Origin of the sequence: Rhodococcus sp. NPDC057135, from assembly GCF_042670865.1 — a bacterium.
Classification (GTDB): Bacteria; Actinomycetota; Actinomycetes; order Mycobacteriales; family Mycobacteriaceae; genus Rhodococcus_F.
In genome coordinates this window covers 13,643-29,328 of sequence record NZ_JBHUUU010000005.1, presented here as the reverse complement: position 1 = coordinate 29,328, position 15,686 = coordinate 13,643, and the positions used below count along the sequence as shown (strand labels likewise).

Genomic DNA, 15,686 nt, shown 5'->3' with positions numbered 1-15,686 from the left:
AGGCACCCAGGACAACAGGGCAAAATAGACTCCGTGTTTGACGCCCATGTGCATATCATCGACCCGCGCTTCCCGCTGGTCGAGAATCACGGGTACCTGCCTGAGCCCTTCACCGTGGCCGATTACCGGGCACGAGTTGCCTCGCTGAAGGGCCTGAGTGTGGACGGCGGAGCAGTAGTTACCGCGTCGTACCAGGGTAATGACCAGGAATACCTGAAGGCCGCACTGTCCGAACTGGGCGAAGGCTGGGTGGGCGTCACTGCTTTGCCACTCGATGCGACGGACGAAGACATCGTCGCTCTGGACGCGCTGGGGGTGCGCGCCGTCCGGTTCAACCTGCGCCGCGGCGCCACCGACCTGCGTCTGCTCGCCGATCTTGCCAACCGCGCATTCGATCTGGTCGGCTGGCACGCGGAGTTCTACGTCGATGCCACACTGTTGCTGTCGTTGGAACCTGTTTTCGCCAAATTGCCCGCGGTGAGCATCGACCATCTGGGGATGTCGACCCGCGGACTGCCGTATCTCCTCAACCTCGTCGACCGTGGGGTACGCGTCAAAGCCACCGGGTTCGGCCGCACCACCATCTCCGACGTCGGCGACGTTTTGCGACAGATCCACGCCGTCAACCCCGCTGCACTGATGTTCGGCACCGACTTACCCGGCACACGGGCACGTCGAGCTTTCGAGGTCCACGATCTGGACGTGATCGCCGAAGCGGTCGGCGACGACCTCTCCGCTGTCATGGGCGACAACGCCCGCTCCTGGTACCGCTGCGGTCAGGTGAACGCGACGGCGCCCAGCCACAGCCCCGCGGCGATCAGTGCTCCGAACAGTTCCACCAGCATGGACAATCCGACTGCCTTCACCGCGTGAAGCGTCGACGCCCAGGCGATGTCGTAGCGGCGCAGTCGCGCTAGTTCGGCGAAGTACGTTCCGGCGATGAATCCGAGGAACAACCCCACCACCGGGATCACGAAGAACCCGATGATGCCGACGACGCCGCCGACCACCACCGACAGGTTGGGCACTCCCCCGGATTTCATCCGCTTGCCGGGCCACGTGTACTTCACGATCCCGGTGACTACCAGCGCCAGCGTGGACAATGCGAACACCGTCCACGCCGTCGCGCCACCGGTCATGATCGCCCACACCAGAATTGCGCCGAAAACGAGAAGTGTCCCGGGCAGGATCGGAACGACGACTCCGATCAGACCGACCAGGATGACCAGCCCGACGAGGACCTCGGCCACTGGACTCATCCGACCGGACGCACTTTCGACGCGGCTTCACGGGCACGGGCGCGTGCGGTCGGGACATCAGTGGCCGTCGACACCGCAACACCCATGCGACGACGCGTGAAGCTTTCCGGCTTACCGAAGAGCCGCAGGTCCGTCTCGGGAACCGCGAGAGCTTCTGCGACACCGTCGAATCCGATCCCCTTTGCCTCCACGCCGCCGTAGATCACCGCCGACGCTCCCGGAGCCGTGAGCGTCGTGTCGACCGGCAAGCCCAGGATCGCGCGGGCGTGCAGTTCGAACTCGGAAAGTCGCTGCGTACGCAGAGTCACCAATCCGGTGTCATGCGGCCGTGGGCTCACTTCGGAGAAGAAGACGTCGTCGCCCTTCACGAAAAGTTCGACGCCGAAGATACCTCGCCCGCCCAGAGCTGTGGTCACCTTCTCGGCGACGTCTCGGGCCGAAGCGAGGGCAACCGCGGACATCTGCTGCGGCTGCCACGATTCGATGTAGTCGCCGGCCTCCTGCAGGTGCCCGATCGGCTCACAGAACGACGTCTCGACCTCACCGCTCTCGCCGACGGCACGAACCGTCAATTGGGTTATCTCGTAATCGAAATCGACAAAACCTTCGACGATCACCCGGCCGTGATTCACACGACCTCCGGCCATCGCGTAATCCCACGCGGCGTCGAGATCTTCGGCGGATCGAACCGTCGACTGTCCCTTCCCCGACGAGGACATGACGGGCTTGACGACGCACGGGAAACCGATTCGGTCTGTTGCTGCCTGCACTTCGGCAAGCGAGTCCGCGAAAGCGTACGGCGAAGTGGGCAGACCCAACTCTTCGGCTGCGAGTCGGCGGATTCCCTCACGATTCATCGTGAGCTGGGTGGCCCGAGCGGTCGGAATGACCACCGCGCCCCCACGCTCTTCGACGAGCGCAAGCGCATCCGTCGCGATTTCCTCGATCTCGGGAACCACGAAGTGAGGCTTTTCCAACTCGATGACGGCAAGCAGCGCTTCCGGATCGGTCATGTCGACGGTATGCGCACGATGAGCCACCTGGTGCCCAGGGGCGTCGGGATACCGATCCACCGCAATCACTTCGACGCCCAGACGCTGCAACGCGATGACAACTTCCTTACCCAACTCGCCTGATCCCAACATCATCACGCGGATGGAGTTCTCGGTCAGGGGAGTCCCGAATCGGAGTGGAAGCGTCGGCAGGTGCGAAGGCGTCGAATCAAGCTGCATGGGTGCGACTATATGCCAATCCCGATGCAGGTCAGCGCAGTTATCGGCCGTCCACCACACCTTCGCGGTGAAAACCTCGCCTGATCGTTCGTGGTACGGCAGGTTTGCGATAGGTGCGGGTGACCGTGTCCGGCTCGGAATTCTGTTGTGGCAAAGCGTCGTTGCCGACCTGACGCACTTTCACGAGGTTGCGCCCGGCACGCTTGGCGTCGTACAGAGCCTCGTCCGCGACGCTCATGAGGGTGGTCAACGTCGGCGTCGCATGATCGACCCACGCGACTCCGACACTGACGGTGCTCGTCACATCTGATTCGGCCGAGTACTCGACTTGTGCGCCGCGGACGGCCTCGGCGACGTCGACTGCTCGCGTGAAACTGCAGTCCGGAAGAAGAATGGCGAACTCCTCGCCGCCGAGCCTTCCGATCAGATCTCCGTCGGACAATCGGGCAGCGGCCCGTTCGGCGAAGTTCGCGAGAACGCTGTCACCGGTCATGTGTCCGTGAGTGTCGTTGATGCTCTTGAAGTGATCCAGGTCGAGCATCAGCAGGCCGACCGGGGACTGCGCTCGGGCCGCGTCGGCAAGTTCCGATTCCGCATGTCCGAGAAAAGCACCGCGCGAGAGGACCCCGGTCAAATGGTCGAATTCCACCGCGAGAAATAGTTCGCGCTCGGCTGCACGACGTTCCTCGGTCGCACAGGCCACCGCGATCGGCCCCAACGCGATCAACGTGACCGCAATGGACGTGATGACGTCCTCGTTCCAACTCGAGGTGCCCTGGTCCCCGATATCGAGTCGACCGCTACCCGCCATCATGAGTGACCACACCGACCAGACCACGGACACGAAGGCAGTACTCGGGACCGAGATACGAGTGGCACACCAGAGGAGAGCCGGAATTGGCAGGATCAGCGCGATCGGCCCTTCGATGTTGAGGGCGATCGGCACGCAGGCTGCAGTCGCGAGCAGGGGGACGCTCACTGTGGCGACAGTTTTGACGGTCAGTGTGCGGCGGAACTCGGCAAGGCTCGCGGGGACCGTGAAAGTGAGGATGAGGGGTAGAACCAGCAGGTACGCCATCACCTCGGTACTGCCCCAGTGCACGAAGGTGTCGGTGAACGACTGCCCGCGCAGCACTCGATCCAAGGCGCCCGCTGTGGCTGCGGTGCCGGTCGCCGCCGCGAACGAGACGAAGACGAGCCAGACCAGCGACTGCGAATCGACCAATCGGAACGGAGTGCGCTTCAAGTAGTGCAGAACAAGGACCCCGACCGTCACCCCGGCGAGATTCGCCCCGTTCAACTGCACCGCGAGCGACAGGGAGTTGCCGGTTACCAGGTCAGCGCAGACGTATCCGACCGACGCGGCGATCCACGTCGGCCACTCGATCAGAACCGGCCACCTGACCATCATTCCCAGCAGCAGCGCGTTCGCGCACCAGAACGTCGCGAGCAAACCTGGTGGGCGCGTGAGGATGCCGATCAACGAAGCCGCAAGCACGACGGACAGCACGAGGAGAAGACGCAGAAAGCGACTTGTCCTTACCATGCGTCACCTCGCGGTCGGCTACCTCTGAAGACAGGAGCACTGGAAGTCGCGACACGTTTGCATGCCGTCGACGGTATGTCGATGTCGTCGAACCATCGTACGCAGGTGCGCCCACCCACTGGCCTTCGTTCAATCGCCGAAACACCAGCTACGAAAGCCCCCGCAAATACGGGTGCCCTCCGACCACGAGAGTGGACAGAGGGCACCTGCAATGCAATCCGAAGTGCAGAGCCGAATGGATCTGCCGGAAAGGTATGACTATTCGGCGGATCCGCTGGAGAGACCCGAAAGCGAACCGGTGGACGAGCCCTCGCCCTCGCCGGACAGCGATTCGGTGGGAACGGACTTGAGGAAAGCTCCGAGCGCGGTGAGCAGGGGTCCGAGGGTGCTGAGTGATCCGAACATAGGAGTTTCTCCTGTATGTGAGGTGGTGTGATGTTCCAGCGCCAGACCGGCCGCAGGCGGTGACCGGAATGGTTCGGGAACTCCTGCCGCGCGGAAAGCGGAACCGCCCCCCGAACAACATCCCGAGCTGTGATGTAGCGCACTACCTTGGCGCTGTGTGCATTTATAGACCGACTATTCGCGCTTGTCCAGCTACCAAATAGCTACCACCGCGAACTGCCAGTAACACCTTTCGCCATAAGTGCAGCTAAACAGGCAATTTCATTGATCAAATCGTTCCTGAATGTGATTTAGCTCACACAGCATATAGAAGAAGTGTGGCTCGCAGACAACTGCGAGCCACACTTTCGGACAAACGGGACTTACTTATCAGCAGCCGAACCGGTTCCGGAGGTGAGTGAGCCACCACCGAGAGCCGTGAACAAGTCCTTGAGTACCGGAATGAACGTCTTGACGACGCCGCTGAAGTCTTCGAGTGAACCCATGTCGGGTCTCCTTTTCTCGGGATGCAGTTGAAGGAAGTGGGGACCGAGAACTACTCGGCGGCAGAACCGGCCGAGCCTGAGGAATCTGCCGATCCCGCATTGAGCTTGGTCACGAACGCCAGGACGCTCTTGAGGAAGGCGTCGAGATTCTGGATCGAGGTCATGCGACTACTCCTGTGTTTGTTTCGAAAAATGCCGGCGCTCGAACGTCAGGAGTTCGAGCTGGCCGAATCCAGACCCTGGAGGGTCTTGAGCATGTTGACCAGGGGGAGAAGCTGGAGAATGCCCCAGCCCATACCGTTGGCCTTGAGAAGGTTTCCGAGGGATCCCATGTGTGACTCCTTGCATGAATATCGATGACGCGACGCACGTTTTGTTCGCTCCGCCCCTTTGTAGCCAAGCTAAATACGTACGTCCAGTTTGTTTCTGTCCAGACAAAAACGTGACATATTGGATCAAAATGTAAACCTGCAGTTCAGCCGCTGTGACCTGAATCCAATCTCAAACTCAAGTGTGTCCGACATCACAGTCAATTAGGGCAAAAGAACGCAATCGTCAGAGTCGGTGCCGACCTCGACCGCGATCTGTCATACCGTGTGCGTGTGATCAATCGCGAACGAGCGGCAACCCACGCAACTCACCGGGAACCGTCGTGTTAGCAAAACTCCTCAAGGCGTACCTGCCGCCCTACCGCTGGTTGCTTGCCGGAGTCCTCGCACTTCAACTCTTCGGGGCCATCGCGTCGTTGGTCCTCCCCACGCTCAACGCGCGGATCATCGACGACGGCGTCGCCCGCGGCGACACCGGATTCATCATGTCCACCGGCGGGATCATGCTTCTGGTCTCGCTTGCGTCGATCATCGCGTCGATCGCGTCGACCTATCTGGCCGCAAAATCGTCGATGGGATTCGGCCACGACGTTCGAGGCGCCTTCTACAAGGCCGTCGGCAGTTTCTCGGATCGCGAATTCAACAGTTTCGGTGCGCCGACGCTGATCACACGAAACACCAACGACGTCCTGCAGATCCAGGCCCTGGTCATGCTGACGTCATCAATGCTCGTCAGTGCCCCACTGATGTGTATCGGTGGCATCATCATGGCGCTGCGCGAGAACCTGCAGATGTCCTGGCTCCTGACGATTTCGGTCCCGCTGCTCGGCATCACCGTCTCGGTTGTGGTCGCCAAGCTGATCCCGCACTTCCGGACGATGCAGACGCGGATCGACAACATCAATCGATCACTGCGCGAACAGCTCACCGGTATGCGTGTCATTCGCGCCTTCGTTCGCGAACCTGACGAGACGATCCGCTTCGACAAAGCCAACAAGGAACTGACCGATACCTCGCTCCTCATCGGTCGGTACCAGGCGGTTCTGTTGCCCACCGTCATGTTGATCGCCAACCTGTCGAGCGTCGCGGTGCTGTGGTTCGGCGCGCATCTGGTCGACACCGGTGACATGCAGATCGGTCAGATCAGCGCCTTCCTCGCCTACGTCATGCAGATCCTGATGTCGGTAGTCATGGCAACCATGTTGGCCGTCGTGATTCCGCGCGCGGCCGTGTGCGCCGACCGCATCACGGAGGTGCTCGACACCGAGCCGACCGTGCCTGCGCCCGCCCAACCTCTGCGCCCGACCAGTCCCTATGGTGTTGTCGAGTTCGGAGGAGCCGGATTCACGTATCCGGGAGCAGAAACGCCGGTCCTGTCGAATGTCTCGATGCGATGCATGCCGGGCACGGTCACCGCGATCGTCGGCAGTACCGGTAGCGGCAAATCGACCTTGGTCTCACTCATCCCCCGACTCTTCGACGTCACGGCCGGCGCTGTTCTGGTCGACGGCTTGGACGTCCGCGGTTGGGATCAGGACGAACTCTTCGCCAACTTCGGATACGTACCGCAGAAGGCCTACCTGTTCGCCGGCACGATCGCGAGCAATATCCGCTACGGAAACCCGACGGCCACCGACGACGACATCTGGGCAGCCCTCACCATCGCTCAGGCAGACGACTTCGTCAGGGAACTGTCCGACGGTCTCGAGTCACCCATCGCCCAGGGCGGCGGCAATCTCTCGGGCGGACAAAGACAGCGTCTCGCCATCGCCAGAGCTGTGGTCCGCAGACCCCGGATCTTCGTGTTCGACGATTCGTTCTCCGCACTCGACATGCACACCGACGCTGCAGTCCGGCGCGAACTTCGTACGGTCTCGACGCATTCGACTGTCATCATCGTCGCGCAACGCGTCGCGTCCATCATTGATGCAGACCAGATCATGGTCCTCGAGGACGGCGCTCCTGTCGGCCTCGGCGACCATCAGTTCCTCTTGGCCAACTGTCCGACCTACCAAGAGATCGTGGCTTCCCAGATTCCCGCGGAGATGAGCGCATGACCAGCCCGCAGGACCCGACATGGGGCAGTCCCAACAGCCAGTATTTCGACGATGCGCCGACCGTAGTGTTCGACAAGATCCCGAACGAACCGGAATCCGCGGACGGCGCGGCGAAGTCGAGCAACCCCGAAAATCCCGACAAAGAACCGAAGCCCGCGCTGACCGCGACGGACACCAAACCACGCCACTTCAAGGCGACGATGAAGCGGCTTCTCTCGCTTCTGCAGCCACACAAGTTTGCAGTCTGCTGTGTCGTCGTTGCGACGATCGCCAGCATCGCACTTTCCGTCGCAGTGCCGAAGATCCTCGGACACGCTACGGACCTCATCTTCGCCGGGTTCATCGGCAAGAGCCTGCCGGCCGGACTGACCCGCGATCAGGCAGCAGAGGCGATCCGGGCATCAGGAAATTCGACCTTCGCCGACCTCGTCGCCAACTCGACCGACGTCGTTCCCGGTGTTGGTCTGAACTTCGACGCCATCGGCAACGTCGTCGTGCTCGCGATCGGCGTGTACCTGCTCTCGTCGCTGCTGGCCTGGTTGGAAGCATTCCTCCTCAACATCATCGTCCAGAAGACCATCTACAACCTGCGTGCCTCGGTCGAGGCGAAGCTTCACCGCCTGCCCCTTCCGTACTTCGACAAGACACCGCGTGGCGAGATCCTCAGCCGCGTCACCAACGACATCGACAACATCTCGTCGACGTTGTCGTCGACCTTGACCTCGCTCCTGACGTCGGTGCTCACCGTCCTCGGTGTCCTGACGATGATGTTCGTCATCTCTCCGATGCTCGCCCTGATCGCGCTGATCGCCGTGCCGGTATCGGTACTGCTCGTTGCCAGGGTCGCCAAGCGCGCCCAGGTCTTGTACAAGGCTCAGTGGGCCGAGACGGGCAAGATCAACGCGCAGATCGAGGAGAACTACAGCGGTCGCGATCTGGTTCGCGTGTACGGACACCAGGCCGAAGCCGAGCGTGAATTCGCCGAGCAGAACAAGAAACTCCTCGACGCGTCCTTCGGCGCACAGTTTCTCTCCAGCCTGATCATGCCGGTCATGAACTTCGTCGGAAACATCACCTACGTGCTGCTCGCGGTGGTCGGCGCACTCAAGGTCGCCAGCGGCAACATGTCGCTCGGTGACGTTCAGGCGTTCATCGTCTACTCACGTCAGTTCAGTCAGCCGCTCACGCAGATCGCGTCCATGTCGACGAGTCTGCAGTCTGGCGCAGCCTCGGCCGAGCGGGTTTTCGAGCTTCTCGACGAGCCCGAGCAGTCACCCGACATCGACGTGCCGCTACTCCCGGAGCCTGCCGGACGCCATCGCAACGTCGGTCACATCGAGTTCGAGAACGTCTCCTTCCGTTACGAGCCGGACAAGCCGCTGATCGAGAACGTGTACCTGACGGCTCGGCCAGGGCAGATGGTCGCCATCGTCGGACCTACCGGCGCCGGCAAGACCACCCTGGTCAACCTGCTCATGCGCTTCTACGAAGTCGACTCGGGCCGAATCACTCTCGACGACGTCGACATCTCGCAGATGCGTCGCGCAGACCTGCGCAAGCACGTCGGAATGGTTTTGCAGGACACGTGGCTCTTCGGCGGCACGATCCGCGACAACATCGCGTACGGCCGACTCGACGCCAGCGAATACGAGATCCACGAAGCAGCACGCGCCGCCTTCGTCGACCGCTTCATCCACACGCTCCCGAACGGGTACGACACCGTGCTGGACGAGGAAGCGTCGAACATCAGCTCCGGCGAGAAGCAGCTCATCACGATTGCCCGCGCCTTCCTGTCGGAGCCTTCGCTGCTGATCCTCGACGAGGCAACCAGCTCGGTCGACACACGCACGGAACAACTTGTGCAGCAAGCAATGTCCGCGTTGCGCGTCGGGCGTACCAGCTTCATCATCGCGCACCGACTGTCCACCATCCGCAACGCCGATCTGATCGTCGTGATGGAGGCGGGCAAGATCGTCGAGCAGGGCACACACGACGAACTCATCGCAGCAGCGGGCGCCTACTTCCGTCTCTACAACGCCCAGTTCGAGGGTGCCGCCGTCTAGTGATCGGCGCCTCCCTCGGCGGACACAGTGCCCCGGAGCACACCTGATCGATCCGACAGGTTACCGTCGGGTCAGAAGTGTTGTCACCGTCTGAATTGGGAGTGCGTGTGTCTGCAGAAGCTGTGGAGAAGAAGGGCCCGCTCGCGGGCATTCGGATCGTGGAATTCGCTGGATTGGGACCGGGCCCGCACGCCGCGACGCTGTTGGCGGACATGGGTGCCGACATCGTCATCGTGCAGCGCGCAGGGCAGATTCCGCAGGACTCGAACGCAACCGACCAGATCAAGCGCGGCCGCCGCATCGTCGAGGCCAACTTGAAGGACCCGGCAGACGTCGCCAAGGTGCTCGATCTCCTGGACCGCGCCGACGTCCTCATCGAGGGCTTCCGCCCCGGCGTCATGGAGCGTATGGGACTCGGACCCGACGTGGTGTCGGAGCGCAATCCGCGTCTCGTCTACGGCCGCATGACGGGCTGGGGCCAGGAAGGCCCGCTCGCCAACGCCGCCGGTCACGACATCAACTACATCTCACTGACCGGTGTCCTCAACGCCATCGGACGCAAGGGTGAGCGCCCCGTTCCGCCGCTCAACATGGTCGGCGATTTCGGCGGCGGTTCCATGTTCCTGATCTTCGGCATTCTGTCGGCTCTCGTCGAGCGCTCGACGTCCGGTAAGGGCCAGGTCGTCGACGCGGCGATGGTCGACGGCACTCTCGCGCTCTCACACATGATGTGGGCATTCCGCGGTCGCGGCGTCTGGTCCGACGAGCGCGGCGTCAACCTCCTCGACACCGGTGCCCCGTTCTACGACACCTACGAGACCTCCGACGGCAAGTACATGGCCGTCGGATCCATCGAACCGCAGTTCTACGCACTGCTGCTCGAGGGCCTCGAACTCGATCCCGCGACGCTCCCCCATCAGATGGACACGTCCAAGTGGGACGACATGAAGAAGCTCTTCACCGAAAAGTTCCTGTCCAAGACACGCGACGAGTGGGCCAAGATCTTCCTCGGCACGGACGCCTGCGTCTCGCCGGTCCTGACGTTCGCCGAGGCACCGTCGAACGAACACATCGCGGCCCGCGGTTCGCTGATCGAGCTCGACGGCGTCACCCAGCATGCACCGGCGCCGCGATTCTCGCGCACGCCCACCACGACGCCCGCCGCCCCGGCGCGTGAGGCGACGGATATCGACACGGTCTGGACCTAGGGCCTTCGGCCCCGTGCGCGGTTAAGGAGCCTCGGGACTCTTCAACCGCGCACGGGGCGTCAGCCCAACCTGTAGAACCTGAACATCTCGTGCTCGATAGGCAGCACGTCCACCCGCTCGAAACCTGCTGCCTTGGCATAGCTTTCGAGTGTCGAGTGCCTCATCACCGTCCCGGTGCCAATGCTCCCCGGATGCGAAAGACTGTCCGGCAAGCAACAGGTCAGGGAAAAGCCGTACAGCAATTGCTCGATCGGACCCGCCTCGGGATCGAACGCATCCGCCGTTCGTTCGTCCATCACGATCACCGGAGCGCCCGGCTGGGCGATCGCCCGAGCCGTGGACAGAAATCCCACCGGATCCGGTACGTCGTGCAGGCACTCGAAAGCAAAGACGGCATCGTAGGTCCCGGCATCGGCTCGGCCGGTCTCGGGAGCTTGGCCGGCAACGTCGACCAACGAGAAATGCACGCGGTCCTCCACCCCGCGATCATGGGCGTTGCGACGGGCGGCGTTCACCGAGGCTGCGTCGACGTCGAAGCCGTGCACCTCGATCTTCGGGTAGCCGAGGGCGAGCGCGATCGACGACCAGCCCTCCCCCATTCCGAGATCGGCGACCCGCCCGCCGTCCGAAAGAACGGCATGCAGGTCGGTGACTACCGGCAGGAATTGCTGACAGAGCTGCTGCAGATACATCGGCCGGTTCAGCAGTGCCTGGCCCTCGCGAGCGTCGGGTCCCATCGATTCCCACGTGACTCCACCGCCGTGGCGATAGGCGTCCAGTAGACGTGGCATCGACCCCGTCGTCGCGACGAACAGCCTCGCCAGCGGCGTCAGGAACAGCAGGTTTTCGTCATCGACCAACACTTCGGCGTGGGCCGGCGACAGGCTGTACCGACGATTGGCATCCGAATTGACGTCCACATATCCGGCCACGGCCTGCTGCTCGAGCCACTCCCGCGCATACCTTTCGACGGTCCCCGTCCGGTCCGCCAGCTCCGTCGACGTGAGCGGGCCGTAATCACTCAGCGCGCGGTACCAGCCCAGCCGGTCGCCCAGATACACAGCCTGCAGCTCCGACGCGCCGAGTGTAGCCGCGAACAATCGCTCTGCCAGCGCCTCCGCCGCACTGGTTCCCGCTGCGCCTGTACCGTCTACGACCGTCATGCCTGACCTCCTGGTTTCACACCTCTTTCAGTGTGTGTACCCAGTTCTCAGACGACGACCATTCGTTGGTCGGCCGTGTCGCGATCCGTCGCGAGAGTGTCGTATGCAGCGGCGATGGATGCAACGCCGCGAATGAGGTCCTCAGGAGAACGCGCGTACGGCACGCGGATGAATCGTTCGAACGCGCCTTCGACGCCGAAACGGGGGCCGGCAGCGAGGAGCACTCCGAAGTTGGGTGCCACCGCCGCCAATGCCGTCGAGACGGGCGCCGACATACGCATCCAGACCGACATTCCGCCGGAGCCGATGGTGGGGCGCCAGTCCGGCAGACGCTCGGCCACCGCACCGAGGAGTACCGCGCGCTGTTCGCGCAGAACTTCGCGACGCTGTTCGAGGAGCGAGCGGTCGTCGGCGAGCAGGTAGGCGGCCGCAAGCTGATCCATGACGGGAGTACCGAGATCGATCGCGGCACGCGCTCCGACCAACTGTGTGATGAGCGCGGCGTCGGCGCGAATCCAGCCGACACGCAGTCCACCCCACAGCGACTTCGCCGTCGAACCGAGCGTCACCACTTCGGTTTTCGCGGCGCCTCGCCCGTGCGAGGCGACCGGCGCCGGCGGTGGTGCGTCGAGCCACAGGTCCACCATCGTCTCGTCGACGACCAGAGTCATCCGCGTTTCGTGCGCGATCTTCGCAAGTTCGGCGCGCCCGGCAGAATCCATGCAGAGTCCGGTCGGGTTGTGGAAATCGGGAATCAGGTACGCCATTCTGGCAGCGGTTTGCCTTGCTGCACTTCGAATCCCGTCGAGGTCCCAGGCTCCGGCTGCCGCGAATTCCGGCCGTACCGGTACCGGGACCGGTCGAGCACCGTTTCGCCGAATTGCTTCCAGCGCATTGGGATACGTCGGATGATCGACCAGCACTCGCTCGCCGGGCGAGGTGAGCACCGAGAGCAACAACCGAAGCGCGTGCTGCGCGCCCGAGGTCACCATGATCTGCTCGGCGGTGGTGGGCAGACCTCGCGCTGTGTAGCGCTGCGCGATCACGTCGCGCAAGTCGCCGATTCCGACCGGTTCCATCCCGTGTGTGGGCAGGTAGTTCGGAAGTTCCCGCAGCGCAGACGCATACGCGAGTTCGACTTGAGCCGCGGGAGCTGCCATCGCGGCATAGCTGAGGTCGACGACGGGTCCACTGGGCCCCGGCTGATGAGAGCGGAACATCAACCCGTTGGGCTGAGCACCGGCCGGTAAGGCCACCGTGCTTCGCGAGCCCTGCCGGCTGATCAGGTACCCCTCGTCGCGCAACACCGAGTACGACGACGTGATCGTGGTCCGGCTGAGTTCGAGCACCGTCGCAAGTTCGCGCTCACTGGGCAGCGCGACACCGAGCGGAACGCGACCGTCGTGCACGAGCAGGCGGATACCGTCGGCAAGCGCACGGTACGCGGGCCTGCGTCCGGACTCTTCCTGCCAGGAGCCGAGATCACGCGCAAGTGAACGGGCACCAAGAACTCGGGTCATCATGCAGTCCAGTATCGACAACTTGGCTATGTATTTCAATACCAGTCGAGTTGATCATATGTCCATGACTACCTTCGCAACCCTCATCGGCATCGGCCTCTTCGTGGCACTCGTCTACTTCTTTGCACCCGCCGAAGGTGAAGGTACCTACATTCGCGTCGAGCAGTTTCGCCTGGCAGCACCCCTCGGCGGTATCTTCCATGACGCGACTGCAGACTGCGAGAACAACCCTGTCAGACCTCTGTGCGATTGTGATCAAGGGGAAGAATTCACTGATCTCAGTCCAGTTCCATAAAACTGGACTCTTTGCGTACCCAGAAAGTCTCCAGAGAGGGTTTCCATACCGGCTTCCAAGAAGATTCTCTACATCGACCTCGACAACACCCTGGTCAACTTCCAGTCGGGCATCGATCGCCTGACCGACAGCGTCCGAGAAAAGTACAAGAACGACCTCGACGAGGCGCCGCACATCTTCTCTCGGATGGACCCCCTCGAAGGTGCTATCGACGCCTACCACCAACTGGCGCAGCAGTTCGACACCTACATCCTCTCGACAGCGCCGTGGAAGAACGCCACAGCCTGGCACGACAAGGTTCTGTGGGTCCAAGAGCACCTCGGAATGGAGGAGGGCAGCGTCGCGTACAAACGACTGATCCTCTCGCACCACAAGCACCTCAACCGAGGCGACTTCCTCGTCGACGACCGCGGAGCAAACGGTGCAGACCGATTCGAGGGTGAGTGGATCAAGTTCGGCACCACCAAGTTTCCCGACTGGAAGACCGTCACCGCACACCTGTCGAAGTTGGCTTGAAACACGAAATCCCCGTTCCTGCTTGCAGGAACGGGGATTTCGACGAAGCGAACTAGCGGACGATCTCGCGCCGGACGATCGTCTCGTCGCGGCCGGGGCCGACACCGATGCAGGAGATGAACGCACCTGAGAGCTCTTCGAGTCGAAGCACGTAGTTCTGCGCATTCTGCGGCAGTTCCTCGAAGGTGCGAGCCTCCGAGATGTCTTCCCACCAGCCAGGCATCTCTTCGTAGATGGGCTTGGCGTGGTGAATGTCGCTCTGCGACATCGGCATTTCGTCGTGGCGGACACCGTCCACCTCGTACGCGACACAGATCGGCACGGTGTCGAGGCTGCTCAGCACGTCCAGCTTGGTGAGGAAGTAGTCGGTGATGCCGTTGACGCGCGTCGCGTAACGCGCGATGACAGCGTCGAACCATCCTGTGCGACGTGCGCGTCCGGTGGTGACACCGACCTCGCCGCCCTGCTTGGCCAGGTATGCACCGTGATCGTCGAACAGCTCCGTCGGGAACGGGCCGGAACCGACACGCGTCGTGTACGCCTTCAGAATTCCGAGGACCGTGGTGATCTTGGTGGGACCGATTCCCGAACCGACTGCCGCGCCACCCGAAGTGGGGTTGGACGAGGTCACGTACGGGTACGTGCCGTGGTCGACGTCCAGCAGAGTGCCCTGCGAACCTTCGAGCAGAACGGTCTCGCCGCGCTCGAGGGCGAGGTTGAGTTCCAGGCGCGTGTCCGAGATGCGGTGCTTGAAACCCTCGGCCTGCGTCAGTACCTCTTCGACGACCTGCTGCGGGTCGAGTGCCTTGCGGTTGTAGATCTTGACCAGCACCTGGTTCTTGAATTCGAGTGCTGCTTCGACCTTCTGAGTCAGGATCTTCTCGTCAAGGACGTCCGCGGCACGAACACCGACACGGGCGATCTTGTCCTGGTAGCACGGGCCGATACCGCGGCCGGTCGTGCCGATCTTCTTCGCTCCCAGGAAGCGTTCGGTGACCTTGTCGATGGCCACGTGGTACGGCATGATCAGGTGCGCATCAGCAGAAAGCAGCAGGCGGGACGTGTCCACGCCGCGCTCTTCCAGGCCTGCCAATTCGGTCAACAACACACCCGGGTCGACGACGACACCGTTACCGATGACGTTGTTGACGGCGGGGGTGAGGATTCCGGACGGGATGAGGTGCAGTGCGAACTTGTCACCGTTCGGCAGAACCACGGTGTGTCCGGCGTTGTTACCGCCCTGGTATCGCACGACCCACTGAAGCTGCTCGCCCAGTAGATCTGTAGCTTTGCCCTTACCTTCGTCGCCCCACTGGGCGCCGATCAGGACGATTGCCGGCATGACGTTGTCTCCTACGGTCGACGTGCAGCAGTTGTCCCGCCGCATTGGTACTGCCTGGCTTCCGCGCACATGATGCAGCGCCGAACTGTTGCAGTGACCGAAGGAGCAGTCTAGCCCAGAGCACCAGACCAGACCTGACGGTCCAGAATTTGGCCGGTGACCATCACGATTGCGAGTCGACACAGACACTCGCACTAAGATCGTCGGCAGTGATTCGGACGGCCATTTCGGGGAAGGGTGGCGAGGTCCCACTACCCGAGAAGAAG

At 62.4% G+C, this 15,686-nt stretch carries 15 protein-coding genes; 6 read left to right on the top strand and 9 right to left on the bottom strand.

Going from position 1 to position 15,686, the window contains the following annotated elements; all coding sequences use genetic code 11:
* Positions 1–33: 33 nt before the first annotated feature.
* The gene (locus ACFT1A_RS10835; protein WP_317552612.1) at positions 34–873 is read left to right on the top strand and encodes an amidohydrolase family protein; all 840 of its coding nucleotides are present in this window, start codon (positions 34–36) and stop codon (positions 871–873) included.
* Here ACFT1A_RS10835 and ACFT1A_RS10830 read toward each other — a convergent pair.
* The 6 genes from ACFT1A_RS10830 to ACFT1A_RS10805 all read right to left on the bottom strand — a co-directional run bounded on the left by ACFT1A_RS10830 (position 777) and on the right by ACFT1A_RS10805 (position 5,259).
* Complete coding sequence (locus tag ACFT1A_RS10830; RefSeq protein WP_378446999.1) at positions 777–1,259, bottom strand: DUF456 domain-containing protein; 483 nt, start codon at positions 1,257–1,259, stop codon at positions 777–779. The two genes, ACFT1A_RS10835 and ACFT1A_RS10830, sit on opposite strands and share 97 nt — an antisense overlap.
* Positions 1,256–2,491, bottom strand: coding sequence for a formate-dependent phosphoribosylglycinamide formyltransferase (purT, locus tag ACFT1A_RS10825; protein WP_378446998.1), 1,236 nt, complete (start codon positions 2,489–2,491; stop codon positions 1,256–1,258). The genes ACFT1A_RS10830 and purT overlap by 4 nt, the downstream gene beginning before the upstream one ends.
* A 40-nt stretch (positions 2,492–2,531) precedes the next feature.
* A complete protein-coding gene (locus ACFT1A_RS10820; protein ID WP_378446997.1) occupies positions 2,532–4,037 on the bottom strand; it encodes a diguanylate cyclase in 1,506 nt (501 codons plus the stop codon).
* A 258-nt stretch (positions 4,038–4,295) separates the two neighbouring features.
* Positions 4,296–4,442, bottom strand: a complete 147-nt coding sequence (locus ACFT1A_RS10815; RefSeq protein ID WP_003944356.1) for a hypothetical protein — start codon at positions 4,440–4,442, stop codon at positions 4,296–4,298.
* Positions 4,443–4,804: 362 nt separating this feature from the next.
* Positions 4,805–4,927: a hypothetical protein gene (locus tag ACFT1A_RS10810; RefSeq protein ID WP_378446996.1), complete on the bottom strand. Its 123-nt coding sequence runs from the start codon at positions 4,925–4,927 to the stop codon at positions 4,805–4,807.
* A gap of 209 nt (positions 4,928–5,136) precedes the next feature.
* Positions 5,137–5,259, bottom strand: coding sequence for a hypothetical protein (locus ACFT1A_RS10805; protein WP_378446995.1), 123 nt, complete (start codon positions 5,257–5,259; stop codon positions 5,137–5,139).
* Between the two features lie 320 nt (positions 5,260–5,579).
* Here ACFT1A_RS10805 and ACFT1A_RS10800 point away from each other — a divergent pair, with 320 nt between their 5' ends.
* The 3 genes from ACFT1A_RS10800 to ACFT1A_RS10790 all read left to right on the top strand — a co-directional run bounded on the left by ACFT1A_RS10800 (position 5,580) and on the right by ACFT1A_RS10790 (position 10,584).
* Complete coding sequence (locus tag ACFT1A_RS10800; protein WP_378446994.1) at positions 5,580–7,313, top strand: ABC transporter ATP-binding protein; 1,734 nt, start codon at positions 5,580–5,582, stop codon at positions 7,311–7,313.
* Positions 7,310–9,376, top strand: a complete 2,067-nt coding sequence (locus tag ACFT1A_RS10795) for an ABC transporter ATP-binding protein (RefSeq protein ID WP_378446993.1) — start codon at positions 7,310–7,312, stop codon at positions 9,374–9,376. The genes ACFT1A_RS10800 and ACFT1A_RS10795 overlap by 4 nt, the downstream gene beginning before the upstream one ends.
* A 107-nt stretch (positions 9,377–9,483) precedes the next feature.
* Positions 9,484–10,584 (top strand): CaiB/BaiF CoA transferase family protein, encoded by a 1,101-nt coding sequence (locus ACFT1A_RS10790; protein WP_378446992.1) that lies wholly within the window; start codon positions 9,484–9,486, stop codon positions 10,582–10,584.
* 59 nt (positions 10,585–10,643) lie between these two features.
* Here ACFT1A_RS10790 and ACFT1A_RS10785 read toward each other — a convergent pair whose 3' ends face one another.
* Both ACFT1A_RS10785 and ACFT1A_RS10780 read right to left on the bottom strand, forming a co-directional pair.
* Entirely contained in the window at positions 10,644–11,747 is a 1,104-nt protein-coding gene (locus ACFT1A_RS10785) for a class I SAM-dependent methyltransferase (protein ID WP_378446991.1), read from the bottom strand.
* 47 nt (positions 11,748–11,794) lie between these two features.
* Positions 11,795–13,270 (bottom strand): PLP-dependent aminotransferase family protein, encoded by a 1,476-nt coding sequence (locus ACFT1A_RS10780; RefSeq protein ID WP_378446990.1) that lies wholly within the window; start codon positions 13,268–13,270, stop codon positions 11,795–11,797.
* 61 nt (positions 13,271–13,331) lie between these two features.
* On the opposite strand from ACFT1A_RS10780, the gene ACFT1A_RS10775 reads away from it, so the two are divergent.
* Positions 13,332–13,562, top strand: a complete 231-nt coding sequence (locus ACFT1A_RS10775) for a hypothetical protein (protein WP_378446989.1) — start codon at positions 13,332–13,334, stop codon at positions 13,560–13,562.
* 45 nt (positions 13,563–13,607) lie between these two features.
* Positions 13,608–14,078 carry a hypothetical protein gene (locus tag ACFT1A_RS10770; protein ID WP_378447265.1) on the top strand — a complete coding sequence of 157 codons (471 nt, stop codon included), beginning with the start codon at positions 13,608–13,610 and terminating at the stop codon, positions 14,076–14,078.
* A gap of 52 nt (positions 14,079–14,130) precedes the next feature.
* Here the strand turns inward: ACFT1A_RS10770 and ACFT1A_RS10765 are convergent, their stop codons facing one another.
* Positions 14,131–15,420 carry an adenylosuccinate synthase gene (locus ACFT1A_RS10765; protein WP_003944351.1) on the bottom strand — a complete coding sequence of 430 codons (1,290 nt, stop codon included), beginning with the start codon at positions 15,418–15,420 and terminating at the stop codon, positions 14,131–14,133.
* Between the last annotated feature and the right edge of the window lie 266 nt (positions 15,421–15,686).